Source organism: Alkaliphilus sp. B6464 (genome assembly GCF_018141165.1).
In the GTDB taxonomy this organism is placed as follows: domain Bacteria; phylum Bacillota; class Clostridia; order Peptostreptococcales; family Natronincolaceae; genus Alkaliphilus_B.
The window spans coordinates 1,354,758-1,379,555 of record NZ_CP058557.1; the positions used below are offsets into that span (position 1 = coordinate 1,354,758).

Consider the following 24,798-nt stretch of genomic DNA (forward strand, 5'->3'; position numbering starts at 1 on the left):
ATGAGCAATTATAAGGCTTTAGGTTTAATAGAAACATTTGGTATAGTTTATGTTTTGGAGGCTGCAGATGCAATGTGTAAGGCTGCGGATGTTGAATTGATTGGTTTTGAAAACGTAGCTTCTGGCTATATTTCTGTATTAGTTAGAGGAGACGTAGGGGCATGTAAAGCAGCTGTAGAAACCGGGATAAAAGCTGTTGAAGATATGGGCTCTGAAGTTTATAGCTCGGTTGTTATTGCAAGTCCCCATCAAGACGTTGAAAAGATTATTTCGCGCTATTCGCTTGAAACTTTAAATCTTTAATAGATCACTAATACAGATATTTAATAGAGATGAAAGGGAGAGATATAAATGAACATTATAGATAATGATTTGCTCTCCATACAAGAGGCTCGAATTCTTATAGAAAATGCAAGTGAAGCACATAAACAATTGGCAACCTTTCCGCAGGAAAAACTGGATGAGATTGTTGAACGTATGGCAGAAGAAGTTGGAAAATATGCATGTGAACTTGCAGTGATGTCTCGAGATGAAACTGATTATGGAAAATGGCAGGATAAGCATACTAAAAATCGGTTTGTTTGCGAATATGTTCCGACTAGACTTAGAGGAATGCGCTGTGTCGGTATTATTAGCGAAGATAGAGAGAATAAGACTATGGATGTAGGGGTACCCATGGGTGTAATCGTTGCATTAAGTCCTGCAACTAGTCCTGTTTCCACTACCATATATAAAGCTTTAATTGCAATCAAGTCGGGAAATGCAATTGTTTTTTCACCACATCCTAGAGCAAAGAATACAATTGGTAAAGCTCTGGACAGTGTGATACGAGCTGCTGAAGGATATGGATTACCAGCAGGGGCTCTTTCATATTTGCACACTGTAACATCTGCCGGGACAATAGAATTAATGAATCACAAAGAAACTTCACTTATTATGAACACTGGTGTTCCAGGGATGCTTAAGGCGGCACATAGGTCTGGAAAGCCTGTAATTTATGGTGGAAATGGTAATGGACCTGCATTTATTGAACGCACAGCTGATATAAAGCAGGCGGTGAAAGATATTATTGCCAGTAAGACATTTGATAATGGAATGGTATCAGCGTCGGAACAATCTATTATTGTAGATAGTTGTATTGCAGCAGAGGTTAAACAGGAGATGCAAAACAATGGTGCGTATTTCATGACAGAGGAAGAGGCACAAAAACTTGGGTCACTGTTATTTCATCCAGATGGGAGAGTAAACTCTGAGGTGGTAGGTAAATCTGCATTAGAATTGACCAAGAGAGCAGGCTTTTGCGTTCCTACGGGCACATTAGTACTAATTTCTGAGCAGAAATACGTTTCTGAGACTAATCCTTATTCTAGAGAAAAGCTTTGTCCAGTTGTGGCTTACTATATTGAAGACGATTGGATGCATGCCTGCGAAAAATGTATAGAGCTATTATTAAGCGAGAGAAATGGACATACCCTTGTTATCCATTCTAAAGATGAAGAGGTAATTCGCCAGTTTGCATTGAAAAAGCCAGTTGGCAGAGTGCTTGTAAATACGCCAGCCTCCTTTGGAAGTATGGGCGCAACAACCAATTTATTTCCTGCCTTAACTCTTGGAAGTGGATCAGCAGGTAAGGGAATGACTTCAGATAATGTTTCACCTATGAATTTAATTTATATTCGTAAAGTAGGATATGGTGTCAGAAATATAGATGATATGACTAATGGAGCTTTAACAAGTCAAAAGATATCTATGGGCTGTATGCCACAGGCTGAAGAGCATAATCAAGATGGAATTAAGATGTTACATCATATCTTAGAAAAGGTTTTAAAAGAAATAAAATAGTTATTTAGATTTGTTTAAGTATTGTAGATAAATATATACAATCAGATAGTTAAATAAGAAATAATAAAAAAGAACTGGAGGTAATGATTTTGGATATTCGTGAATTTTCAAATAAACTTGCAGAAGCCACCCAAAATATGTCTACAGAGGAACGATCATCTTTAATAAAGATTTTTGAAGGCATTTCAAAAGAAATCACAAAAAATGATACTACTAGTTACACACAGTCAGATACGAAAGATATGGGAGTTCCAGATGGAATAACAGAACGACTAAAGAGACTAAAGGAAACATATTTAAAGTGGCAACCTACTATAACTACACATCGTGCTCGTGCTATTACTAAGATTGCTAAGGAAAATCCTGGTATGCCGAAAACCTTACTAAGGGCTAAAAGTTTTCGCTATTGCTGTGAAACTGCACCTTTAGTAATTCAAGAAAACGAGTTAATTGTTGGGGCTCCTTGTGGTGCACCTCGTGCTGGAGCTTTTTCTCCCGATATAGCATGGAGATGGATGGAAGATGAAATTGATACAATCGGTACTCGTCCTCAAGATCCATTTTATATATCAGAAGAAGATAAAAAGTATATGCGTGAAGAGCTTTTTCCATTCTGGAAAGGTAAATCTGTTGATGAATACTGTGAAGACCAATATCGTGATGCTGGAGTTTGGGAAATTTCAGGAGAATCCTTTGTTTCAGATTGCTCATACCATGCATTAAACGGTGGTGGGGATTCTAACCCAGGTTACGATGTAATCCTAATGAAAAAAGGTATGTTAGATATTCAGAGGGAAGCACAAGATCATTTAGATAAGCTAAGCTATGAAAATCCTGATGATATTGAAAAAATTTACTACTATAAAGCTGTTATTGAAACTACTGAAGGAGTTATGATTTATGCTAAGCGCTTATCTGATTATGCAGCTGAACTAGCAGCAAAAGAGACAAATCCTAAGCGTAAGGCAGAATTACAAAAGGTTTCTGAAATAAATAAAAGAGTTCCAGCTCATAAACCTAGCACTTTCTGGGAAGCAATTCAAGCTGTTTGGACTGTAGAGTCTTTGTTAGTAGTTGAAGAAAACCAAACAGGTATGTCAATTGGTCGTGTTGACCAATATATGTATCCTTTCTACAAGGCAGATATAGAAAGTGGACGTATGTCTGAATTTGAAGCGTTTGAATTAGCAGGCTGTATGTTAATTAAAATGTCAGAAATGATGTGGGTTACTAGTGAAGGTGGTTCTAAATTCTTCGCAGGATATCAGCCATTTGTTAATATGTGCGTTGGTGGTGTTACCCGTGAAGGTCTTGATGCAACAAACGATCTGACATATCTATTAATGGATGCAGTTCGCCACGTTAAAATTTATCAACCGTCCTTAGCAACACGTATTCATAGTAAGTCACCTAAGAAATATTTAAAGAAAATTGTTGAAGTTGTTCGCTCTGGTATGGGATTCCCAGCATGCCATTTCGATGATGTTCATATTAAGATGATGCTAGCAAAAGGTGTCTCTATAGAGGATGCCCGTGACTATTGTTTAATGGGCTGCGTAGAACCACAAAAATCTGGCCGTCTATATCAGTGGACTTCTACAGCCTATACACAATGGCCTATTGCTATTGAACTAGTTCTTAACAAGGGTGTTCCACTATGGTATGGCAAGCAGGTTTGTCCTGATATGGGTGATTTAAATAGCTTTAAAACTTACGAGGACTTTGAAAATGCTGTTAAAGAGCAGATTAAATATATTACAAAGTTAAGTGGTATAGCTACTGTTATATCACAGCGTGTCCACAGAGAATTAGCTCCAAAGCCTCTAATGTCCATCATGTATGAAGGCTGTATGGAAAAGGGTAGAGATGTTTCTGCTGGTGGTGCTATGTATAACTTTGGTCCAGGTGTTGTGTGGAGTGGTTTAGCAACATATGTAGATTCTATGGCTGCTATTAAGAAGCTTGTATATGATGAAAAGAAATATACATTACAAGAGCTGAATGAAGCATTAAAAGCTGATTTTGTAGGCTACGATCAACTGAGAAACGATTGCCTAAAGGCTCCTAAATATGGTAACGACGATGACTATGTAGATTTAATTGCTGCTGATCTAATTAACTTTACTGAGCAAGAACATCGTAAGTACAGAACTTTATATTCTGTTATGTGCCATGGTACGCTATCTATTTCTAACAACACTCCTTTTGGTCAGTTAACTGGTGCATCTGCAAACGGACGTAAAGCTTGGGTACCATTATCCGATGGTATAAGCCCAACTCAAGGAGCAGATTTTAAAGGACCTACTGCAATAATTAAATCTGTTTCTAAAATGGCTTGCGATAACATGAACCTAGGTATGGTTCATAACTTTAAGCTAATGGCGGGGCTATTAGATACAGCAGAAGGTGAGGAAGGCATTATAACATTATTACGTACTGCTTGTACGATAGGTGTTGGTGAAATGCAGTTCAATTATTTAGACAACAATACTTTAATAGAAGCGCAGAAACATCCAGAGCAATACCGTGACCTGATAGTTCGTGTGGCAGGCTATAGTGCATTCTTCGTTGAACTTTGCAAGGATGTTCAAGATGAGATAATAAGCAGAACTATGTTAACACATCTTTAGTCATAATTATTTAAAAAAATTAGTCTAATTTATCTGACATCCAGTGCTAATATGCCTTATAGAGTATTAGCACTGGCTCAGATGAATTATCTAAATGAATCAAACGGGGGATTAGATGATATGAGTAATAAAAAGGCAGCTATAGTTGAAAGAAAAGCAGTTATATTTAATGTACAAAAATACAATATGTATGATGGACCAGGAATAAGAACATTGGTATTTTTTAAAGGATGTCCATTACGTTGTAAGTGGTGCGCCAATCCCGAAGGATTAGAACGAAAATATCAAATTATGTTTAAAAGTGCTTCCTGTATAGATTGCGGTACTTGTGCATCTGTTTGCCCTGTTGGAATTCATTCTATAAATCAGGAAGGAAAGCATGTAGTTAATCGTAGTATTGATTGTCTAGGATGTCGTAAGTGCGAGGAAGTCTGCACTGAATCCGCATTATCTATTGTGGGAGAGGTAAAAACAGTTTCGGAGCTTTTGAAAATTATAGAAGAAGATACAGCTTTTTATGATATTTCAGGTGGTGGTGTCACTTTAGGTGGCGGTGAAGTAACAATGCAGTCAGAATTTGCCGCAAATCTACTTATGGTTTGCAAGCAAGAGGGAATAAATACAGCCATTGAAACCTGTGGCTATGCAAAGCTTGAATCCATGCTTGAAGTTGCTGAATTTACAGATTTATTCCTTTATGATTTAAAGCATATCGATTCGGAAAAACATTACCAGTTCACGGGAGTGCGTAATGAACGAATCCTAGAGAATCTAAAGGAGCTGCTTCATCGTAGGTATAACGTAAAGGTAAGAATGCCACTTTTAAAGGGTGTAAATGATAGCCAAGATGAGATTGAAAGAGTAATACAGTTTTTAATGCCTTATCGTGATTACAAAAACTTTAAGGGCATAGATCTACTTCCTTATCATAAACTGGGCGTAAATAAGTACAAGCAGTTAGATATGGAGTATCAAATGCAAGGAGAATTCTCATTAAACAATGATGAGTTGGAAACTATTGAAAGCTGGATTAAACAGTATGATTTTCCAGTTTCAGTGATAAAACATTGATAAACTAATGCTTATATAGAAAATAGATTGAGAGGTAGTTTTTATGGGAGCTGTTGGAGAAAAGCCAATAGAACGTATAATACAAGAATCAGTACCTGGAAAGCAGGTTACAATCGCCCATATCATTGCATCACCTATGCCGGACATCTATGAACGTTTAGGAATAGATGATAAAGGAGCCATTGGAATTTTAACATTAACACCATATGAAACGGCTATTATTGCAGCTGATATTGTAACTAAGACTGCGGATGTTGAAATTGGTTTTCTAGATAGATTTACGGGATCTTTGATTATTACTGGGGATGTACAGTCTGTTGAGACAGCACTTAATGCGGCAAATGACACTCTGAAAAATCTGTTAAATTTTACGACAGCACCTATTACAAGAACATGAGAAAGAAAAGAGTAATGATAATTGGGCCTACAAAAAGTGGGAAGACCACATTGATAAATGCGTTAAATGATTATGATGGCCCACTTAGAAAGACCCAAGATATTATTTATGGAAAAAATACCATAGACATTCCTGGTTCTTATATTGAAAATACGTGGATGTACAAGCATCTAATTGCAGTATCTCAAGATGCATCCCATGTTTTAATATTAGTGGATCAGTCAAGATGTGACAATGTGTACTCACCTGGCTTTGCAAGGTCTTTTAGATGTCCAGTAATCGGTGTAATAACTAAAGTTGATTTAATGCCAGAAAACGAGAAGTTATGCTATAAGCAGTTAAAAGAAATAGGAGTAGAAGAGCCTTATTATAAAATAAGTGTTCCAATGGGAAAAGGTATAGAAACACTAAAAGAACGCTTGTTTTCAAGACAAGAAAAGTAAAGGGGAATTAATATGAGGTTTATAACCGAAGAAGATTTACGGAACTTATTTAGAAAAGAACCTTTTACTGTTTATGAGATAAAAGCAGGAGAAAGACTTACACCCGGAGGACGTCAGTTTTTATTAGATCGAGGGATAAATATGGTTGAGGGTGACTCCTTGATTGAAAAAGGTACTGAAGGTGAGAAGATACAGCATAATTGGATAGAAACAAGAAATGACTGGAAGCAGAAAATGTTCTATACAAAGATGAAATCAATGGAAGTATTGTTTCTTATTACTGCAGAAGAACTTTTAAGTAGAGATGTTCTTTTAGCTCAAAGTGTTATAAATTTGGGTAAAGAATTTTCAAATATTAAAAGTGATTTAAAGAATAATACCGTTGAAACACTTTGCTGTAAGGAATGTACAGGGATAAAAGGAGATAATATTTCTGATGATTTGGATGACTGCTTTGAAATCACAGGTTTCCACATACAATTAGAAAATGGCAGAGATATCATTATTCTCCATAGACTTAGGTGTGCTCTTAGGGAGCTAGAGCCTTTTATTTTAGAACTATTTGAGAACAATGACAATGAATTTTGTAAAGGGGTTATCGGGAAGGTTAATCAGAGTATTAATACCTTATCCCAAATGATTTGTTCTATTTTTGGAGGGAAAAAATGTCAAAGAGAGATTTAAATTATGAATATTGTGATCAGCTTATCCGAGACTTCGAAGATGTAGTGGAACAACCAATTATAAATAAATCTTCAGTTTACTATACTGGAGTAGATTTAGGTACGGCATGTGTTGTTTTGGCAGTTCTAGATGAAAACTATAAACCAGTTGCAGGTGCTTACCGATATGCTGACGTAGTTCGTGATGGTATGGTTGTAGACTACATTGGTGCAATAAAGGTTGTTAGAGAATTAAAGCAGGAGCTAGAAGAAAAATTAGATACAGAGCTAATTTATGGAGCTGCTGCAATACCACCAGGAACAGATATTTTGGACTCAGGAGCAGTTAAAAATGTGGTTCAGGCTGCTGGTTTTGAACTAACTAATCTACTTGATGAGCCTACAGCAGCTAATAAGGTTCTAAAGATTCAAAATGGTGCAGTTGTTGACATAGGTGGTGGAACAACTGGAATTTCAATACTAAAGAATGGTGAAGTTGTTTATATTGCTGATGAACCAACGGGAGGTACTCATTTCTCTTTAGTTGTTTCTGGTGCATATGGAATGTCATTTCAAGAGGCTGAGCTGTATAAAAGAGACCCTAGAAATCATAGAGAGCTATTACCTGTATTAAAGCCAGTAGTTGAAAAAATAGCATCTATTATAAATCAGCATATTAAGGATCATGATGTGAAGGAAATATATTTAGTTGGAGGAACCTGCTGTCTAACAGGCCTCGAAGATATTATAGAAAAAAAGACAGGTATCTTTACTCATAAACCTCAAAATCCTATGTTTGTGACTCCTTTGGGAATAGCATTTAGCTGCACACAAGAAAGTATAGGTTAGGAGATGTTTGATTATGGAATTTAGAATTATTAAATCTCCATCAAAAAGTACTATTGATATTCTTATGAAGCGATTAGGAACTGGAGCTAGTAAGGACTTGAATTGCATCGATGCTATTGGTCTGGTGCAAGGCAGAATGATAGATATGATTTGTGCAGCTGATATTGCTGAGAAAGCTGTTGGTGTTACAGTGTCAGATATTCGAGGAAGTTGTCCTCAAAACATGATAATGATAGCTATCTTTGGTGATACTGCATCTGTTGAATCAGCTATTTCGGAGATTAAATGCAATTTAGAAAAGGAGAAAGCTATATGTTAACTGGAAGGCTAATTGATAATATATGGGCAACTAGAAAAGCAGATTCACTGAATGGATTAAAATTTATGCTGGCAGAGGTAATTGGCGGTAGTAACATGGGACAACGGTTAATAGTTATAGATAATATTGGTGCTGGTATAGGCGATAGAGTTATTATTTGCACAGGATCAGCCGCTCGTAGAATGCTATGCAATGATGATATTCCAGTTGATGCAGCTGTTATTGGAATTATTGATGAAGATTGTAATTTTGAATAAATTCGGGAGGTACAATAATGAATCTTCTTGATATGGTAAGAGAAGCCGGTATTGTCGGTGCAGGAGGGGCAGGGTTTCCTACCCATGTAAAACTTGAATCAAAGGCTGAATATATACTGCTTAATGGAGCTGAATGTGAACCTTTATTGAGGGTAGACCAACAGCTTATGGAATTGTTTCCAGATGAAATTATAAAAGGCTTTGAAGCAGCAGGGAGATTTGTTGGTGCAAGTAAAGCCCTTATAGGTATAAAAGGAAAGCATAAAAAAGTAATTTCTATATTGCAGGATAGAATTGATATGCTTCAGCTAAGAGACTTTGTTGAAGTAAAGGAATTACCAGATATTTATCCAGCAGGTGATGAACAGGTACTAGTTTATGAGCTAACAGGCAGAGTTGTTCCTGAAGCTGGTATACCAATTCAAGTTGGATGTGTAGTAGTTAATTCAGAGACTGCATTAAATATATACTATGCAACTAATAAAGAACCAGTTACACAAAAGTATATTACAGTTGCAGGTGATATTCCGAAACCTTTAACAGTTAAAGTTCCGGTAGGTACACCTATTATGGATGTTTTAAAGCTAAGTGGCATTGAAAACTTTCATGATTATGCAGTTATTGATGGTGGTCCTATGATGGGGCCTGTTATGAGCAACTTAGATGGGTATGTTACCAAGAAAAACAAGGGCTTCGTAATTTTAAAGAAGGATCACCATTTAATAAGAAAAAAATCTGTTAGCTTAGAGCAGGCAAGAAGAGTTAATAGGTCAGCCTGTGAGCAGTGCCGTATGTGTACGGATATGTGTCCACGTTATCTGCTTGGACATGAAATGCAGCCTCACAAGATGATGAATGCTTTAAATTATGCTCTAACAGATATGGAAGGTCAAAAGATTGCGCAGCTCTGTTGCCAGTGCAATTTATGTGAATTATTTTCATGTCCAGCAGGGCTTTATCCTAAATCTGCAAATACCTATTTCAAAGAAAAACTGGCAGAGGAAAATATAAGATACAAACCGAAGAAGTCGGAGTTTACATCCCGTAAAAGTCGAGAATATCGTATGCTTCCAAGTAAGCGTCTTATAGCTAGATTAGGCCTGATGAGTTTTGATAATCCAGCTCCTATGACAGAAGTTGAATTAAGCTCAGAAATGGTATATATCTCAACGAGGCAGCATGTAGGGGCACCTGCGGTTCCTATTGTTTCTGTTGGAGAGCATGTTGAGGCAGGTCAACAAATAGGTAGAATTTCTGAAGGCAGCTTAGGGGCTACTATACATGCAAGTATCTCAGGAAGTGTAGTTGAAATTGAAAAAGATTTTATTGTAATAAGGAGGGACTAATATGCCAAAAGCAATAGGAATGGTTGAATTTTCAAGTATCGCCCGGGGAATATATGCAGCAGATCAAATGGTAAAGGTTTCTGATGTTGAAATAGTTACAGCTGGTTCTACCTGTCCCGGCAAATATATTGCAATTGTTCATGGTGATGTTGCATCAGTTTATGATGCAGTGAGTACCGGTGAAAGAGTAGCAGAAGAATATTTAGTGGATTCAATTGTTATACCAAATGTTAGCCCTCAGATATTTCCAGCAATTACAGGTGCAACCATGCCAGATAGTATTCAGGCTTTAGGCATTATCGAGTCTTTCGCTCAAGCGACCATGATTATCGCTGCCGATGCAGTCCTTAAGGCAGCAGAGTTACAGCCCTTAGAATTGCGTTTAGGAAATGGATTGGGAGGGAAGTCATTCTTTACTTTCACTGGCGATGTGGCGGCTGTACAGGCTGGTATTGAAGTTGGGAAGGCTGCTGCTAAGGATAATGGACTCTTAGTAAATGTAGAGATTATACCTTCTCCATCCCCTGTATTGGTGACATCTTTACTTTAATATATAAGAATTTATTTGGATAAAAGGTGTCTTAATACTATAGGAGAGGATGTGAAAACATGAAAAAATTGATCTGTGCAAAGGATGTTGAGGCTGCTGGAAATCAAGGGGAAAAAGTGATTTGCATTGACAGCAATACAATTATTACTCCTTCAGCAAAAGATGTAGCAAAAGCATGTGGAATAGAATTTTCTACAGAAGCATCTGTTTGTGAGTCAAAGAGTGCTTGTGAAGCAAAAGTAGCTGAAACAGTTAAAAACTGTGGTGAAGGACTGGACAGTGAAATGATTTATAATCTACTCAAGACTATGATGGATAAGGGACTTTTAAATGGAATACTGGATTCAATTATGAAGCCTAAGCCCTATGAAGCTGAAACTGCTTCTAATGGATTAAAGGTAGTACGTGGCAGCTCTGTAAAGTTTGACACTTTTGATACTGGAAATCCTAATGCAAAGGTATCCTATCAAGAGTTAATCAGTAAAGAAGAGTCTGCTATGAGTGCTGGCTTCCTAACTATTGATAATTCTAAATTTGACTGGGAGCTGACTTATGAAGAAATTGATTATGTAATTGAAGGAACTTTAACAGTTACTATTGATGGTAAGACTTTAACAGCATATCCTGGCGATGTAGTCTATGTTCCATCAGGTTCAAAAGTTATTTGGGGTTCCCCTGATAAAGCTAAGGTGTTTTATGTTACCTATCCAGCCAATTGGGCTGATCTTGTATAAGCTAAAGCTAGGGAGGGTTAGCAATGCAGGCACTTGGATTAATTGAAACAAAAGGACTTATTGCAGCTACAGAGAGTGCAGATGCTATGCTAAAGTCGGCAGCTGTGAATCTCTTAGAAAAAACATATGTTGGAGGCGGTCTCGTTTCCATTGCCATAACTGGTGATGTTGGAGCTGTGAAGGCAGCTGTAGAGGCTGGTGGGGCAGCAGTAAGAAACATTGATGAAAAACTACTGGTCTCACAACATATAATTCCTCGTCCCCATGAGGAATTAAACAGCATAATTTTAGCAGCTAAAACAGAACAAGAAGAAATAGTAGAAGAAACTGTAACAACAGAGACAGAACAAGAAGTACCAATTGATGAAAGTGTAACAGCAGAAATAGAAAAAAAAGAAACATTAATTGAAGAAGTTGTAGCGATAAAGTCTGAGCCAGAAGCAGTAACTCAAAATTCAATAGTGAAAGATTCAAACATAGATAAATCTGAAGAAGAAGCTGTTGGTTCTATACAAATAGATTTTAGTGAGTCTCATAATAAGGAAGCTATAGATAATATGCTACTTGAATATGGTTTAGAAAAAACCATTGAACTTATTAAAAGTTTCAAGGTTGTAAAACTTCGAGATTTAGCTCGTGAATATAAGGATTTTGGCATAGTAGGAAGAAAGATTTCTAAAGCAGACAAGAAGCTATTAATTGCAGAGTTTAGAAAATATTACGAGAATAACTAATTAAATTCAAAATTTAAAATATAGATTAAAGCACCACAAAGAAGGAGGGCTATAATTTTGGAAAGCATTGATCGTGATTTACGTTCAGTACAAGAAGTAAGAGATCTTGCACGATTAGGAAAAGTTGCTGCAAATCAGCTTGCTGACTATACTGAAGAACAAATTAATAGGATTTTATGCAACATGGTTAAAGTAGCGAAAGAAAATGCAGTTTCTCTGGCTAAAATGGCTGTAGAGGAAACTGGATTTGGTAAAGTTGAAGATAAAACATATAAAAATCATATGGCTTCTGTTATGCTCTATGAATCAATTAAAGATATGAAGACTATTGGTGTGATCAAAGAAGATATTAATCAGCAAGTAATAGATATTGCTGAGCCTATGGGTTTATTAATGGGTATTGTACCATCAACGAACCCAACATCTACTGCTATTTTTAAAGCAATAATAGCAATTAAATCACGTAATGGGATTGTTTTTTCACCCCATCCTTCAGCATTAAAATGTACACTTAAAGCTGTAAGTTTAATGCATGATGCAGCAGTAGAAGCAGGAGCTCCTGCAAATATTATAAGCAGCATTTATACACCAACTATACAAGCTACAAACGAGCTAATGAAACATAATGATATTGCCATGATTATTGCAACAGGAGGCCCAGGAATGGTAAAGGCAGCCTATAGTGCTGGCAAGCCTGCTTTAGGTGTTGGTGCTGGTAACTCACCAGCCTATATTGAAAGAACTGCTAATATCCAAAAAGCAGTTAGCAATATTATTGCAAGTAAGACTTTTGATAATGGTACAATTTGTGCATCTGAACAATCAATAATTGTGGAAGAGTGTAATCGTGAAGAAGTAGTAGCTGAGCTTAAGAAGCAAGGCGGATACTTTATGACAGCAGAAGAAACTGAAAAAGTTTGTAGGCTGCTATTTAAGAATGGTCACACAATGAATGCTAAGTTTGTAGGTAGAACTCCACAGGTTATTGCAGAAGCAGCAGGAATTTCGATTCCAGCAGGAACAAAAATTCTAATTGGAGAGCAGCAAGGTGTTGGTGCGGAATATCCATTATCATATGAAAAGCTTACAACAGTTATAGCTTTCTACACAGTTAAGGACTGGCATGAGGCATGTGAGCTTAGTATACAACTACTTCAAAATGGTATAGGCCATACTATGAGCCTTCATACTGAAGATAGAGATATAGTAATGAAGTTTGCTAAAAAGCCAGCGGCTCGTATTTTAGTGAATACAGGTAGCGCCCAAGGTGGAACTGGTGCAAGTACAGGCCTTATGCCTTCATTTACACTAGGTTGTGGTACATGGGGAGGAAGCTCAGTTTCCGAAAATGTTACTCCAATGCACTTGGTTAATATAAAAAGGGTAGCATATGGATTAAAGGACTGTAGTACATTAGCTTCTGCTGATTCTTCTTTCAACTATCCTGAACTTAATAACTATGAAGTAAAGAGTGAAACAGGATGCTCTGCAACTAATTCTGCTTTAAATGGATTAAAAATAGATTGTACTGATAATGAAAAACTTTTAAACCTAGTAAGTGAATTAGTAAAAGCTATGAAGGGAGCCAACTAAAATGGATAATTTCGAAGCTGTCTTAAAGCTTTTTCTAGAGGCAGTTCAAGCTAACATATCTTCAGTAGAAACAAAACAAGATATACACGAAATTCCAGTAGGGGTTTCCAACCGCCATGTTCATCTGTCACAGGCAGATGTGAACTGTTTATTTGGAGAAGGTTATCAGATGACAAAAATGAAAGATTTGTCACAGCCTGGACAATATGCTTGTAAGGAAACAGTGACAATCTGTGGACCAAAGGGCGCAATTGAAAAAGTTAGAGTTTTAGGTCCAGTGCGTAGTAAGACCCAGGTAGAAGTTTTAACAGGAGATTCCTTTAAGTTAGGTGTAGCATCGCCCATAAGGTTATCAGGTGATTTACATGGAACGCCTAGAATAACATTAGTTGGCCCAAAGGGTTCTGTTCAAATTACTGAAGGTCTAGTTGTAGCACAACGACATATTCATATGAATTGTGAAGATGCTAAGCGCTTAGGCGTACAAGATGGACAGGTAGTCTCAATTGAGGTTAATGGTCCAAGAGGTGGTATTTACAATAATGTTGCCATTAGAGCAAATGGTACTTCTGCTTTAGAGCTTCATGTTGATACTGAAGAAGCAAATGCTATGAGTATTAATTCGTTATCTAAAATTAAAATTATAAAATAAAAAATAAAAAATAAAAAAAATTAGGAGGAATAAAAAATGAAATATGATGCATTAGGAATGATAGAAACAAAAGGTTTAGTTGGAGCTGTTGAGGCTGCAGATGCAATGGTTAAGGCGGCAAATGTTTACCTAGTAGGTAAAGAGCATATTGGTGGAGGTTTAGTAACAGTAATGGTAAGAGGAGATGTTGGAGCTGTAAAGGCAGCAACAGATGCTGGAGCTGCAGCTGCACAAAGAGTTGGAGAGTTAATTTCAGTTCATGTTATTCCACGTCCACATGTTGAAGTTGAAGGTATTCTTCCAGCAGGAAAGATAGCAAAGGAATCTGTAAAGTAATAGCATCAATATGATTTTAACTAAACGGTAGGGCTTAAGCCCTACCGTTTAGTTATATATGCACCCGGAACAAACAAAAAGGAATATATGGTCAATGAAATCAATTAAATGGAGAATGCTTTGAAAATATGGAATGTAAAAAAAGGAGGCATAAAAAATATGAAATCAATTAAATCAAGAATGGTTGTAAGTATTTTGTCAATTGTTTTAGTAATATTCGCATCAGTTATTGGATTTTTTACATTTAAGTTCAACAGTATGGAAAGAGAAAATGCCATAGATTATGTAGAAACAGTAGCAGAAAAATATGTAGAGTTAGTCCAAAGTGAATTAGAGGAGGCATTGACTATTGCTGAAACAATATCTGATGCATTTGAAGGAATGAAACAAAGTGGAAATGCTGATAGATCCACAATGAATGAAATTATGAAAAATACCATAAATAAAAATAAAAATCTAGTAGGAGTATGGACAACTTGGGAGCCAAATGCTTTAGATGGAAAAGATAGTGAATATGCAAATACTAATGCACACGATCATACAGGACGATTTAATCCGTACTGGAATAGAGTGAGTGGTACAGTTGTTCACGAACACGGTTCAGATACATATGATAATTTAGATGATAGTGGGTTATGGTATCAAACTTCTAAGCAATCAAAACAACCAGCAGTTTTAGAACCATTTACATATAGATTTCAAGGTCGAGATATAACCCTGGTTTCTGTTACAGCTCCTATTATATATAATAATGCAGTTGTTGGAGTTGTCGGAGTAGATATTTCTTTAGATAGGCTGCAAGAAATCATATCAAATATAACTTTGTATGATAATGGGTATGCCCAATTGGTTACCGGTCAGGGAGAAATTATAGCACATAGAGATAATGAGCTTCTTGGAAAAAATATATTTGGAATATTGGACGATAATGAAGCTAAAGAAGCTATATCTAGTGGAGAACATTTGATGTTAGAAGGAAATATCTCTTCTAATGGAGAAAAACAAACTTTAGTATTAGATCCTGTAATGACTGCTGATACAGATTTTAAATGGTCTTTTATATCCGTTATACCTGAACATGAAATATATAAAGAATTAGATAAATTTATAACTATAGCTATCATTATAAGTACTATAGGAATTCTAATATTAATAGGGTTTATTCTAATTATTACACAATCTATAGCGAGGCCAATTATAGATGTATCCGAATCCATTAAAAAGCTATCTAATTTTGATCTAAGTATTGATAAAAATAGTAAATCAAAACAATATTCAAATAGAAAAGATGAAATAGGGATTATGTCTAAATCTTTAGAAACGATGCAGGAAAATTTCATTAGTTTAATTAAAAGTGTTTCAGATACTTCCCACCAGGTAGCTTCTTCTTCTCAGGAGCTAACAGCTATTATTGAACAATCACTTATGACCTCAGAGGAAATAGCTAGAGCAATTGACGGAATAGCTAGAGCAACTAATGAACAAGCCAAGGATACAGAAATAGGAGCAGAAGAAATCTATATGTTAGGAAAAGAGATAGAAAACAATAAAGAATGTGCAAATAAATTAAGCAAGGCTGCAAATGAAGTAGATAGTTTAAAAAATGATGGAATTAAAATTGTGGAAGATCTTGTTGAAAAAACTAAGGCTAGTAATAGCTCTGCTACTGAAATATCTGAAATTATAATAAATGCCAATCAAAGTGCAGAGAAAATTGAAAATGCCAGTCAAATGATAAAAAGCATTGCAGAGCAAACAAATTTATTGGCTTTAAATGCAGCTATAGAAGCAGCCAGAGCAGGGGAAGCTGGTAGAGGATTTGCAGTTGTTGCAGATGAAATAAGAAAACTGGCAGATGAATCTAACAGATTTGCAGGAGAAATAACTATAGCCATAGAGGATTTAACAGATAAAACAGAATATGCAGTTGGCACAATACAGGAAGTTAGCCAAATAATAAAACTTCAAACAGATAGCGTAGCAATAACAAGCACTAAATTTGATGGTATTGCTTCTGCTATCGAAAATGTAAAAGAAGCAATAGAATCTATTATTCAATCAGGATTAAAAATGGAAAATAAAAAGGAAGAGATTATACAAGTAATACAGAGCTTATCTGCTATATCTGAGGAAAATGCAGCTACAACAGAAGAAGTATCCGCTTCTGTAGAGGAACAAGCTTCATCTATGGCAGAGATCTCAAATGCCAGTGAGGCCTTATCAAAACTAGCAGAAGAAATGCAAGATGGTATTGCTAAATTTAAATATTAGATTATATGGTGTCTAGTTGTATATGAGAGCTTCTTTATGCTTAAAAGCTTTGCAGATAATTTATCAAAATCATATTATAATAATAATAATATGATTAATAAAAAGAGGTGCTTTATAAGACCAAATTTAAGAAATCAGATGGATTACAGAAAATAGATATTAATTTAAAGGGAGCTAATAATATTATAGTAGAGTTTTCTGTGGAACAAAGTAGCAATTTAAATTATTTCGTTTTACTAGAGCCTAAATTAAAATAATTATGTTTATCAATAAAGGATATAAAAAACCTCACTAAGTAATAGCGAGGTTTTTTATATTGCAGATATTTAAAAGTATGGTCAAGCAGCCCCATGCAGGTTTTAACAGTTATTCCAGATTCGTCATCTAGTGTAGGATTAATTCTACAAAGTCCATTGAAGTTACAAATCTTTCTTTTAATAATTTTTCAATTGTAAATTTACCTTCATCTAAAGTAAAACCGTTAGGCTCAGGTGTTCCTGTACATGGCACAAGGGAGGGAGCTAAAACATCTATATCAAAGCTTAAGTGAACCCCATCTCTAAAAAGCATTGGGACGATTTTTTTTGATTGCTATTTTTTATATTTGTATTTAAAAAATATATAAATAGGGACTTAGATATAGATATATCCAATGATAAAGATTGGTACAAGTATGTTATATTGTTAATATAATAACTACCTATATAGTCTATGGAGGCTTAAAAATGTATAACTTACCTAAAATGTTTAATGAATATGATGAAGCAAGACAAAAAGGGTTTATAAAGGTAAAAGATTATAAAGAACAAGGTAGGAAGATAGTAGGCACATTTTGCACTTATACTCCAAAAGAAATAATTGAGGCGGCAGGTGCTATCTCTGTAAGTTTATGTGGTACTAGTGAAGAACCTATACAAGATGCAGAGAGGGATTTGCCTAGAAATCTTTGTCCTTTAATTAAATCAAGCTATGGATTTGCTATAACTGATAAGTGCCCTTATTTTTACTTTTCAGATTTAATAGTTGGAGAAACTACATGTGATGGAAAGAAAAAGATGTATGAACTACTGGGAAAATTAAAATCTATGTATGTGATGCAGCTTCCTCAAAACAATAAAGATGAAGAATCCTTAAATCTATGGAAAAAGGAAGTAATAAAGCTAAAGGAACGCTTAGAAAGTGAGTTCGGAGTAGATATAACTATAGAAAAGTTAAAACAAGCGATAAAACTTGTAAATGAGGAGCGAAGAGCAAAAGAGGAGTTTTATGGATTAGGGAAATTATGTCCACCACCAATGACAGGCCTAGAGATGCAAAAGGTTCTATATGGTTCTCAGTTTAAAATGGATATAAGAGAAAGCATAGAGAATCTAAGAGAACTTACGGATAAAATTAAAAAAGAATATGAATCAGGCAAGACTAATGTGTCTAAAGATGCACCAAGAATACTAATAACAGGTTGTCCTATAGGTGGTGCCTCTGAAAAGGTTATAAAAGCTATAGAAGATAATGGTGGAGTAGTAGTATGTTATGAAAATTGTGGAGGAGTTAAAGCTACATACACAAAAGTTGACGAAGAGAAAGATCCTATAGATGCAATAGCAGAAAAATATTTGAGTATACCATGTTCAGTAATGTCCCCTAATGAAGATAGACTTAACCTGATTTTGGAAATAATTCATGAATATAAGATAGACGGAGTGGTAGAAGTAATCCTTCAAGCTTGTCATACTTATAATATTGAAAGCTATTCTGTAAAGAAATTTGTTACAGAAGAGAAAAACACACCTTATATAAGTATAGAAACAGACTATTCTCAGAATGATATGGGGCAAATTGGAATAAGAGTAGGAACATTTATAGAAATGATTATAGAAATGATGTCTTAAGAAAGAGTAGTATTAGAGGGAGAATTATATGAATACAAATCAAAAATTATTTTTATTTTTTCTAGTAATATGCATCATAGGAATTGGATCTATTTTTATTCTACCTAAAGAAGAATATGTTGCAAATACAGATATGAGTCTAAGAATCGGAGCTGGAGATGATATTACAGGATTACTTCTACAGCAGATCATGAGAACAAGCAATAATATGGGGAGAGAGAATCTCGTCAAGGGAGAAGCTCAAAAAAGGATTTTTGAGGACTTTACTTTTAAGGATTGCTGAAGTAACACAGCACAATGGGCCTTGAGCTCAGAAGAAATCGATATGGCCTTTTATTGTAACCATATAGCTTTGCATTTAGTGCGTTCTAGTGATGACTTTGAAATTTATGCACCAGTCATTATGAATGGTGAAATTATTGCCTATAATAAGGAACTGGATAATATGTACAAGCTAGGTATGGGCCAAAAGAGAGAACATTTACATAAGGTCTCTAAGGAGAATTATCCACAGATTCAAGAGATTTTGGAGATGCAACCTATATCCTTGCCGTATTCTTTGGAAGAAGGACAAATAGATGGTGCAGTTATGGATGTAACTAAGGCAGCCTTATTGCCAAAATTCAATTTTGCATCCCTTTCAGAAAATGACTATGTTTCTTTCGTTCTAGTTGTTAGGAAGGATATTATAGATACCAGAGCTTTTAGAGATTTTTTAGATGTGTACAATAAGACAATAGAAGAGTTAAGCCAAACGGAAACACTTATTACACACATGGGTATGACAAAGGAATTTTGGGATAAAGCAAAATTAAAATTTCTAAGTTTAGAATAGGAAAGGTGGATTAAATGTCAATATCAATACAAGGAATAACTAAAGTTTTTCCCAACAGAAGAGATAAAAAGGCAAATAATATTGTATTACAAGATATCTCATTTGATGTGAATGAAGGTGAATTTGTTTCCTTATTAGGTCCCTCCGGTTGTGGAAAGACAACAACATTAACAATTGTTGCAGGGTTTTTAAAGCATAATGGTGGGAATGTTTTTGTCAATGGGAAAGAGGTGAATAAACCAGGGCCGGATAGAGCCTTTGTGTTTCAAAATTATGCTTTGTTTCCATGGATGAAGGTAAAGGAAAATATTATGTATCCTATGAAGCTGAGAGGTATACCAAAAAGAGAACGTGAGGAGAAGCTAAAAAATTTATTGGAGATGGCGCAGCTTGAAGATTATGGAAATTATTATATTCATGAAGTATCAGGTGGTATGAAGCAAAGAATAGCTTTACTACGAGCCTTAGCTTGTGACCCAGATATTTTGTTAATGGATGAACCCTTGGGTGCAGTTGATTTTCAAATGCGTCAATTACTTCAAATTCAATTAGAATCTATGTTGCAAGCAAACAAGAAAACAGCTCTTATGGTTACTCATGATGTTGATGAAGCTATCTATTTAAGTGACAGAGTTATTGTTATGTCAAGAGATCATGGAAAAATATTGGCTGATTTAAAAATTCAGCTTCCTAGACCTAGAGATAGAAAGAATGAAAAATATCATCAATATACTAATGAATTAACTGACATCTTAAGAACTGCACTAGATGGTGATGTTAAAAATAAAGAAGATGAGGAATTATTAGAATTTATTAATACATCAAAACAAAAAGAGAATACAAACAAACCTTATTCTCAAAAACCAGCTCTTCAAGGAAGATAATAAATTTAGTTTTGAATTAGATTTAAGACATATTTTGAAATACTAGGAGGTGAGTAAATAAAAATGAACGCACAACAGAAACAAGTTAATAGAATGGTACACGCAACCAAAATGAAAGATAGACGTGCATGGAAAAACTCAAGTGGAAAGGACTTTAATTATCATACTCCTATAGCTATTATTATACTGGGAATTATATGGATGATAGCAGCTAGAATTGTAAATAAACCATTTATTTTCCCTTCCCTAGAAAGTGTAATTGAAGCATTTTTTAAAGCGATTACAGACTTATATGTATTGAGAAATATTGGAATTACCATACGCCGAGTTATGACAGGTGTATTCTATGCATTTATTATAGGGTTACCTATTGGTATGATTATGGGATATTCACAAAATATGTTACGAGCTTTTGCACCATTTATCAATTCACTTAGGCAAGTTCCAATTATGGCCTGGGTACCATTGTCCATTATATGGTTCGGCCTTGGAGATGGACCAACAATTTTCATGATTGCATTTACTGGAATATTTACAGTTATTTTAAATACCATTGCTGGAGTACAGGATATTAGTAAGGAATATTATCATGCTGCTCGTAGTATGGGTGCAAGAACAATTGATATTATTAAAGACATTGTACTTCCTGGTTCTCTACCAGGAATCATCACAGGGATTAGATTAGCAATTGGTTTGGGCTGGATGTCGGTTATCTGAGCGGAGTTCATTGCGACGAGTGCCGGGTTCGGTTACTGTATAGTAGAAGCTCAATCTAGAATGGAAACCCATACAATAATTGCGTATATGATTATAGCTGGATTGATTGGATTTTCCATTGACAAGGTGATGCTCTTAATTGAAAGTATGTTATTAAGATGGAAGGCAGACTAGAAAGTATTTTTTAGACAGCAAAACTAGAGGGAGAGATCAATTATGAAAAAAAGGGTGATTTTAGCTATTCTTGCATTATCGATGATGCTAGCTGGTTGTACAGATAGCAGTCAACAAAGTGTTGTAATCGAAGATATTGATTATGACCCTGCTGCAGAGGTAGTAAGGTATGAGTTAGAAGAATTAAATGATGCAGACAAGGAATATGTTGTACAGTTAGGATATAGAGATTGTGATCACATGGTGCCAGCTATTATAGGGGAAAAGGCAGGGATTTATAAAGCTTTAGGGCTTAATGTTGTAGTTACAAAGACAGGTAAGATTATGGAAGCCATGTCCTCAGGAGAATTAGATGTAGGATATCAAGGTATTGAAGGAGCTATTAATTCTGTTAATCAGGGAGCACCACTATTTATGGCAGCAGCTAATCATTTAGGAGGGTCTAGATACTTAGTTGTAAGCAATGACATTAAAGAACCAAAGGACTTAATAGGAAAAAAAATAGCTGTTGGATCTGGGGCAGAAGCAAAGCCAGAATGGCGAAAATGGGCTGAAGAGTTGGGCATTCCAGCTGAGTTAGAAAACTATGAAGTAGTGGATATGTCTGATAAGGATAAAGTTTTTGCATTAAAAGCAGGACAGCTAGATGCCTTTTCTGCCTGCGATCCTTATGGTTCTCTAGTAGAATTTGAAGGTTTTGGTCGTATTATGGCAACTGGTTGGGGTGCACATGTTTCAGAGGATATGGAAGAAGGTTGGGGAATATGCTGTATTTACGCTATGAACAATGATTTCCTAGAGGAACATCCAGAATTGGCGAGAAGATTAGTTCTTGCACATTCTCTTGCTATTAAATACTTGTATGAACATCCATACAATGCAGCTATGATGTTTGCTGATGGATTTGGAACAGTACCAGAAGTTGCACTAAAAACTGTGTATATGAAAACTGTTGCTGAAGGAAGAACAATTACATGGCAATTCTCAGAAGAAAACTTAAATAATTATATTGATTACTTCTATGACTATGAAATTGCAGAAGATAATATTCCAAATATAAATGATATTGAAAAATTCATGTCAACAGATTTACTAGAAACCTGCGGTATTGAAGATTTCGATACATTCATTGAAGAAGCAAATATTGATAAGGAGTTCCCAGTTGGTATGAGCTATGACGATTGGCTAGCTAAGGCAAAAGCTATAGATGGTATTACAGAGTAGAAGTATAAGAAATAGTTAAAAATATTACATAAATAAAGAGGATATAACAAAGTACTTTGTTATATCCTCTTTATTATTTTATAAGTTAACAACAATCTTCCATACCTTCCCCAAACAAATTTTTCAGCTCTGTATCATCAATTAACCTAAATATAGAGTAACCGAAATTCTCATCCTTTGAACCAGATATAATAATCTCTATTGGTCCAGTTTTATCGATATCCTTAAATTCTATTTTTAGGTTTTCTATTGGAGCAGGAATGTGGTCAGATAACTGAAATCCATCTTCTTTATCTATAACTACAAGCATTGCATTTTTTCTTTTAGATTCATTATAGATTACCAGTAAGTCCTTACGTCCATCATCATTTAAGTCTTCATATCCACACTTTAAAACCTCATTGTTTGGAAAATTTTCTTTAAAGTATATAAGAAGTTCATTATCTGGCTCTACCCCTAGTGCCTCTATAGTATTACTTTTTTTTAGAGAAAAAGAATAGAGCCCTAATGCAAAAATTACAAATATGATTAGTAGATTTTTAAATTTTTTATTCATATTTTACATCACCTGCTCAGTACTTTTTTTAAAGAAATCCTTAACTTTAGGATACATTCCCTTTAGGAAAAATAGGAAAATGATGAATGAGCATAAGTACTTAACTGGTTCTGGCAAGTTAAAAAGTAATTTATTTGCACTTTCAATGCTATTATCAATCCTATTAAAGTTAACAGCAGGCTTAAACCCAGGCATAAGCCATAAATTAGTTAGATAACCAACTATTAATGAAAAGACAGAGATAGTTACTCCATATATTACAGCTGTTTTCTTACCAATTAACTTATAAATACTAAGTAGCTCAGGAATATTAGTAGCTGCACCTGCCATCAAAAAGGTAATAGCAGCACCAGGTGAAGCACCACTTGCAATTAGAGCAGCTATAAAAGGAATATGTCCAACAGCACAAACATACATGAATGCAGCAAGAACTGCTACATTCCAAAGTGATAGCATACTAGGATTTCCTAAATACTTTTGTATAAATGTATCTGGAAATGCAGTTAGAATAAATCCTCCAAACAACATACCTAAAACTACGTATTTACTTAATACTACAGCTAAATCACCTATTACCCACTGAATACCGGATCTAAATTTTTCTAGTAAAGTGATTTTTTCTATCGGTTTTAATGAACTAGCTATTATTTCTTCTTCTAGGCCTTCTTTTCTTACTTCATTGCCTCCCAGTTTATTGCCGATTATTCCTACAATAAAAGGAAGCAAAAGTCCTGCAACTATATTTATTATAGTTATTTCTTTACCTAATAAGCCATAGCTAAGTATTAGTGCTATAGGATTTAGTACAGGAGTAGATGCCATAAAAGCTAGTGTGGGCCCTACATATGCTCCAGAGTAGTATAGGCTAATGCCAAGTGGAATTGTACCGCAACTACAAATAGGTAAGCAAGTACCTGAAAGTGTTGACTTTAAAATAGAGCTAAGCTTAGTATTTCCTAAGGCTTTATGAAATCTCCTAGGAGAAATAACATCATGCAAAAGCCCTGCTACTATGTAACTAAAAACAAGCCAACCAGAAGCTCCATTTAATAAACTTATTGAGGTAAATATAATGTCCTTTAAAAAATCTAGTATTAACAATAAAACATCACCTCATATCATCTAGCTCACTAACAGCTAGAGCAATTTCATTTTCGATAATATTCTTAGATATTCGTTGAATTTTCTTTTTTTCATTTATAATTAAAGTTCCTCTAAATATAACTCCATACTTCTTAACATAGCTCATATCTTTGCCTGCTATATAAATCTTCACATCGACCTTATCTTTGTATTTTGCTGCAGCAGCCTCTACAGCTCGGGTATACCCATCGCAGCTAGGTCAAGTATTAATAAACTCAACTAGAACCTTTGACATTTATACACCTCATTCCTAGTGAATAAAATAACAAAATCCGTAAAAACGGACTCTTTATTGTAGGTTAGAATGTAATTACCTGATCAAGTTCTACTGAACCAAGAGCACCATATAGTACTGGAAAACAACCGATTGCAGCACCTGGTATAAGTCTATTTTCAATTTGTCTCTCAAGGGCACATTGGTCACATGCTAATAATATCATACCTGTTTCTTCATGAAGTTTTTGAAGTCTTTCACCTATATCAGTTTCGTTCAATAATAAGAAGGTATTATCGAATAAGAAAAACATCCCTATTACCTCAGCACCATGATTACCAGCTTCTAATTGTGGAATTACCATATCTCTTAAAATAGCTCTTGAATTATCCGAGCTTATAACATATGCAACTTTCATCCAAATCCCTCCTTCCATCGTCAAAATTCGTCTTAATAATAACATATTTGTCTAAAAA

The 24,798-nt window shown here is 35.1% G+C and carries 27 protein-coding genes and 1 pseudogene; 23 read left to right on the forward strand and 5 right to left on the reverse strand.

Annotation, left to right across the window (positions count from 1 at the left end):
* The 18 genes and pseudogenes from HYG84_RS06545 (at position 1) to HYG84_RS06630 (ending at position 16,686) form a co-directional block, all read left to right on the forward strand.
* Complete coding sequence (locus HYG84_RS06545) at positions 1-303, forward strand: BMC domain-containing protein (protein ID WP_212381426.1); 303 nt, start codon at positions 1-3, stop codon at positions 301-303.
* Between the two features lie 48 nt (positions 304-351).
* Positions 352-1,842 carry an aldehyde dehydrogenase family protein gene (locus HYG84_RS06550; RefSeq protein WP_212381427.1) on the forward strand — a complete coding sequence of 497 codons (1,491 nt, stop codon included), beginning with the start codon at positions 352-354 and terminating at the stop codon, positions 1,840-1,842.
* A gap of 83 nt (positions 1,843-1,925) precedes the next feature.
* Positions 1,926-4,472, forward strand: a complete 2,547-nt coding sequence (gene cutC, locus HYG84_RS06555) for a choline trimethylamine-lyase (RefSeq protein WP_334301088.1) — start codon at positions 1,926-1,928, stop codon at positions 4,470-4,472.
* Between the two features lie 120 nt (positions 4,473-4,592).
* Positions 4,593-5,543, forward strand: a complete 951-nt coding sequence (gene cutD / locus HYG84_RS06560; RefSeq protein WP_212381429.1) for a choline TMA-lyase-activating enzyme — start codon at positions 4,593-4,595, stop codon at positions 5,541-5,543.
* Between the two features lie 43 nt (positions 5,544-5,586).
* Positions 5,587-5,940, forward strand: coding sequence for an ethanolamine utilization microcompartment protein EutS (gene eutS, locus HYG84_RS06565; RefSeq protein WP_212381430.1), 354 nt, complete (start codon positions 5,587-5,589; stop codon positions 5,938-5,940).
* Complete coding sequence (locus HYG84_RS06570; protein WP_212381432.1) at positions 5,937-6,383, forward strand: EutP/PduV family microcompartment system protein; 447 nt, start codon at positions 5,937-5,939, stop codon at positions 6,381-6,383. The genes eutS and HYG84_RS06570 overlap by 4 nt, the downstream gene beginning before the upstream one ends.
* Before the next feature lie 12 nt (positions 6,384-6,395).
* Entirely contained in the window at positions 6,396-7,067 is a 672-nt protein-coding gene (locus tag HYG84_RS06575; protein WP_212381433.1) for an ethanolamine utilization protein, read from the forward strand.
* Positions 7,049-7,894, forward strand: a complete 846-nt coding sequence (eutJ, locus tag HYG84_RS06580; protein ID WP_212381435.1) for an ethanolamine utilization protein EutJ — start codon at positions 7,049-7,051, stop codon at positions 7,892-7,894. Before HYG84_RS06575 ends, eutJ begins: the two co-directional genes overlap by 19 nt.
* 13 nt (positions 7,895-7,907) lie before the next feature.
* Positions 7,908-8,213, forward strand: coding sequence for a BMC domain-containing protein (locus HYG84_RS06585; protein WP_212381437.1), 306 nt, complete (start codon positions 7,908-7,910; stop codon positions 8,211-8,213).
* The gene (locus HYG84_RS06590) at positions 8,207-8,470 is read left to right on the forward strand and encodes a EutN/CcmL family microcompartment protein (RefSeq protein ID WP_212381439.1); all 264 of its coding nucleotides are present in this window, start codon (positions 8,207-8,209) and stop codon (positions 8,468-8,470) included. Before HYG84_RS06585 ends, HYG84_RS06590 begins: the two co-directional genes overlap by 7 nt.
* A 17-nt stretch (positions 8,471-8,487) precedes the next feature.
* Positions 8,488-9,816, forward strand: a complete 1,329-nt coding sequence (locus HYG84_RS06595) for a 4Fe-4S dicluster domain-containing protein (RefSeq protein ID WP_212381441.1) — start codon at positions 8,488-8,490, stop codon at positions 9,814-9,816.
* A gap of 1 nt (position 9,817) precedes the next feature.
* On the forward strand, positions 9,818-10,366 hold the full coding sequence (locus tag HYG84_RS06600; RefSeq protein WP_212381443.1) for a BMC domain-containing protein: 549 nt from the start codon (positions 9,818-9,820) through the stop codon (positions 10,364-10,366).
* A gap of 59 nt (positions 10,367-10,425) precedes the next feature.
* The gene (locus HYG84_RS06605) at positions 10,426-11,100 is read left to right on the forward strand and encodes a cupin domain-containing protein (RefSeq protein ID WP_212381445.1); all 675 of its coding nucleotides are present in this window, start codon (positions 10,426-10,428) and stop codon (positions 11,098-11,100) included.
* Between the two features lie 23 nt (positions 11,101-11,123).
* Positions 11,124-11,387 (forward strand): annotated as a pseudogene (locus HYG84_RS20745) (BMC domain-containing protein); the annotation flags it as partial.
* Positions 11,388-11,891: 504 nt separating this feature from the next.
* Positions 11,892-13,427, forward strand: a complete 1,536-nt coding sequence (locus HYG84_RS06615; protein ID WP_212381450.1) for an acetaldehyde dehydrogenase (acetylating) — start codon at positions 11,892-11,894, stop codon at positions 13,425-13,427.
* Position 13,428: 1 nt separating this feature from the next.
* On the forward strand, positions 13,429-14,079 hold the full coding sequence (locus HYG84_RS06620; RefSeq protein ID WP_212381452.1) for a phosphate propanoyltransferase: 651 nt from the start codon (positions 13,429-13,431) through the stop codon (positions 14,077-14,079).
* A gap of 36 nt (positions 14,080-14,115) precedes the next feature.
* Entirely contained in the window at positions 14,116-14,415 is a 300-nt protein-coding gene (gene eutM, locus HYG84_RS06625) for an ethanolamine utilization microcompartment protein EutM (protein ID WP_212381454.1), read from the forward strand.
* 159 nt (positions 14,416-14,574) lie between these two features.
* Positions 14,575-16,686 carry a methyl-accepting chemotaxis protein gene (locus HYG84_RS06630; protein ID WP_212381456.1) on the forward strand — a complete coding sequence of 704 codons (2,112 nt, stop codon included), beginning with the start codon at positions 14,575-14,577 and terminating at the stop codon, positions 16,684-16,686.
* Between the two features lie 384 nt (positions 16,687-17,070).
* On the opposite strand, the gene HYG84_RS06635 is transcribed toward HYG84_RS06630, so the two are convergent.
* The gene (locus HYG84_RS06635; RefSeq protein ID WP_212381458.1) at positions 17,071-17,256 is read right to left on the reverse strand and encodes an arginase family protein; all 186 of its coding nucleotides are present in this window, start codon (positions 17,254-17,256) and stop codon (positions 17,071-17,073) included.
* A 155-nt stretch (positions 17,257-17,411) separates the two neighbouring features.
* Between HYG84_RS06635 and HYG84_RS06640 the strand changes: the two genes are divergently transcribed.
* The 5 genes from HYG84_RS06640 to saoX all read left to right on the forward strand — a co-directional run bounded on the left by HYG84_RS06640 (position 17,412) and on the right by saoX (position 22,409).
* Positions 17,412-18,575, forward strand: coding sequence for a double-cubane-cluster-containing anaerobic reductase (locus HYG84_RS06640; protein WP_212381460.1), 1,164 nt, complete (start codon positions 17,412-17,414; stop codon positions 18,573-18,575).
* 28 nt (positions 18,576-18,603) lie between these two features.
* Positions 18,604-19,410, forward strand: a complete 807-nt coding sequence (saoB, locus tag HYG84_RS06650) for an ABC transporter substrate-binding (seleno)protein SaoB (protein WP_311144040.1) — start codon at positions 18,604-18,606, stop codon at positions 19,408-19,410.
* A gap of 14 nt (positions 19,411-19,424) precedes the next feature.
* Positions 19,425-20,294 carry an ABC transporter ATP-binding protein SaoA gene (saoA, locus tag HYG84_RS06655; protein WP_212381466.1) on the forward strand — a complete coding sequence of 290 codons (870 nt, stop codon included), beginning with the start codon at positions 19,425-19,427 and terminating at the stop codon, positions 20,292-20,294.
* A 63-nt stretch (positions 20,295-20,357) separates the two neighbouring features.
* Complete coding sequence (gene saoP / locus HYG84_RS06660) at positions 20,358-21,185, forward strand: ABC transporter permease subunit SaoP (RefSeq protein ID WP_249168726.1); 828 nt, start codon at positions 20,358-20,360, stop codon at positions 21,183-21,185.
* Positions 21,186-21,227: 42 nt separating this feature from the next.
* On the forward strand, positions 21,228-22,409 hold the full coding sequence (saoX, locus tag HYG84_RS06670; protein WP_212381468.1) for an ABC transporter substrate-binding subunit SaoX: 1,182 nt from the start codon (positions 21,228-21,230) through the stop codon (positions 22,407-22,409).
* Positions 22,410-22,494: 85 nt separating this feature from the next.
* On the opposite strand, the gene saoC is transcribed toward saoX, so the two are convergent.
* The 4 genes from saoC to saoD form a co-directional block, all read right to left on the reverse strand.
* Positions 22,495-22,965, reverse strand: coding sequence for a Cys-Cys-COOH (seleno)protein SaoC (gene saoC / locus HYG84_RS06675; protein ID WP_212381469.1), 471 nt, complete (start codon positions 22,963-22,965; stop codon positions 22,495-22,497).
* 3 nt (positions 22,966-22,968) lie between these two features.
* Positions 22,969-24,066, reverse strand: a complete 1,098-nt coding sequence (saoE, locus tag HYG84_RS06680; protein WP_249168727.1) for an efflux transporter SaoE — start codon at positions 24,064-24,066, stop codon at positions 22,969-22,971.
* 7 nt (positions 24,067-24,073) lie between these two features.
* Positions 24,074-24,343: a thioredoxin-like (seleno)protein SaoT gene (gene saoT, locus HYG84_RS06685; protein WP_249168728.1), complete on the reverse strand. Its 270-nt coding sequence runs from the start codon at positions 24,341-24,343 to the stop codon at positions 24,074-24,076.
* 64 nt (positions 24,344-24,407) lie between these two features.
* On the reverse strand, positions 24,408-24,740 hold the full coding sequence (gene saoD / locus HYG84_RS06690) for a DsrE-related protein SaoD (protein WP_212381470.1): 333 nt from the start codon (positions 24,738-24,740) through the stop codon (positions 24,408-24,410).
* Positions 24,741-24,798: the final 58 nt, after the last annotated feature.

Coding starts and splice junctions, on each gene's coding strand:
- HYG84_RS06570 (WP_212381432.1), top strand. CDS start 5,937: ATGAGAAAGAAAAGAGTAATGATAATTGGGCCTACAAAAAGTGGGAAG.
- HYG84_RS06545 (WP_212381426.1), top strand. CDS start 1: ATGAGCAATTATAAGGCTTTAGGTTTAATAGAAACATTTGGTATAGTT.
- HYG84_RS06630 (WP_212381456.1), top strand. CDS start 14,575: ATGAAATCAATTAAATCAAGAATGGTTGTAAGTATTTTGTCAATTGTT.
- HYG84_RS06640 (WP_212381460.1), top strand. CDS start 17,412: ATGTATAACTTACCTAAAATGTTTAATGAATATGATGAAGCAAGACAA.
- saoX (WP_212381468.1), top strand. CDS start 21,228: ATGAAAAAAAGGGTGATTTTAGCTATTCTTGCATTATCGATGATGCTA.
- HYG84_RS06605 (WP_212381445.1), top strand. CDS start 10,426: ATGAAAAAATTGATCTGTGCAAAGGATGTTGAGGCTGCTGGAAATCAA.
- eutS (WP_212381430.1), top strand. CDS start 5,587: ATGGGAGCTGTTGGAGAAAAGCCAATAGAACGTATAATACAAGAATCA.
- HYG84_RS06585 (WP_212381437.1), top strand. CDS start 7,908: ATGGAATTTAGAATTATTAAATCTCCATCAAAAAGTACTATTGATATT.
- cutC (WP_334301088.1), top strand. CDS start 1,926: ATGATTTTGGATATTCGTGAATTTTCAAATAAACTTGCAGAAGCCACC.
- eutJ (WP_212381435.1), top strand. CDS start 7,049: ATGTCAAAGAGAGATTTAAATTATGAATATTGTGATCAGCTTATCCGA.
- HYG84_RS06590 (WP_212381439.1), top strand. CDS start 8,207: ATGTTAACTGGAAGGCTAATTGATAATATATGGGCAACTAGAAAAGCA.
- HYG84_RS06600 (WP_212381443.1), top strand. CDS start 9,818: ATGCCAAAAGCAATAGGAATGGTTGAATTTTCAAGTATCGCCCGGGGA.
- HYG84_RS06595 (WP_212381441.1), top strand. CDS start 8,488: ATGAATCTTCTTGATATGGTAAGAGAAGCCGGTATTGTCGGTGCAGGA.
- HYG84_RS06620 (WP_212381452.1), top strand. CDS start 13,429: ATGGATAATTTCGAAGCTGTCTTAAAGCTTTTTCTAGAGGCAGTTCAA.
- HYG84_RS06635 (WP_212381458.1), bottom strand. CDS start 17,256: ATGCTTTTTAGAGATGGGGTTCACTTAAGCTTTGATATAGATGTTTTA.
- saoC (WP_212381469.1), bottom strand. CDS start 22,965: ATGAATAAAAAATTTAAAAATCTACTAATCATATTTGTAATTTTTGCA.
- HYG84_RS06575 (WP_212381433.1), top strand. CDS start 6,396: ATGAGGTTTATAACCGAAGAAGATTTACGGAACTTATTTAGAAAAGAA.
- saoA (WP_212381466.1), top strand. CDS start 19,425: ATGTCAATATCAATACAAGGAATAACTAAAGTTTTTCCCAACAGAAGA.
- saoD (WP_212381470.1), bottom strand. CDS start 24,740: ATGAAAGTTGCATATGTTATAAGCTCGGATAATTCAAGAGCTATTTTA.
- HYG84_RS06550 (WP_212381427.1), top strand. CDS start 352: ATGAACATTATAGATAATGATTTGCTCTCCATACAAGAGGCTCGAATT.
- eutM (WP_212381454.1), top strand. CDS start 14,116: ATGAAATATGATGCATTAGGAATGATAGAAACAAAAGGTTTAGTTGGA.
- cutD (WP_212381429.1), top strand. CDS start 4,593: ATGAGTAATAAAAAGGCAGCTATAGTTGAAAGAAAAGCAGTTATATTT.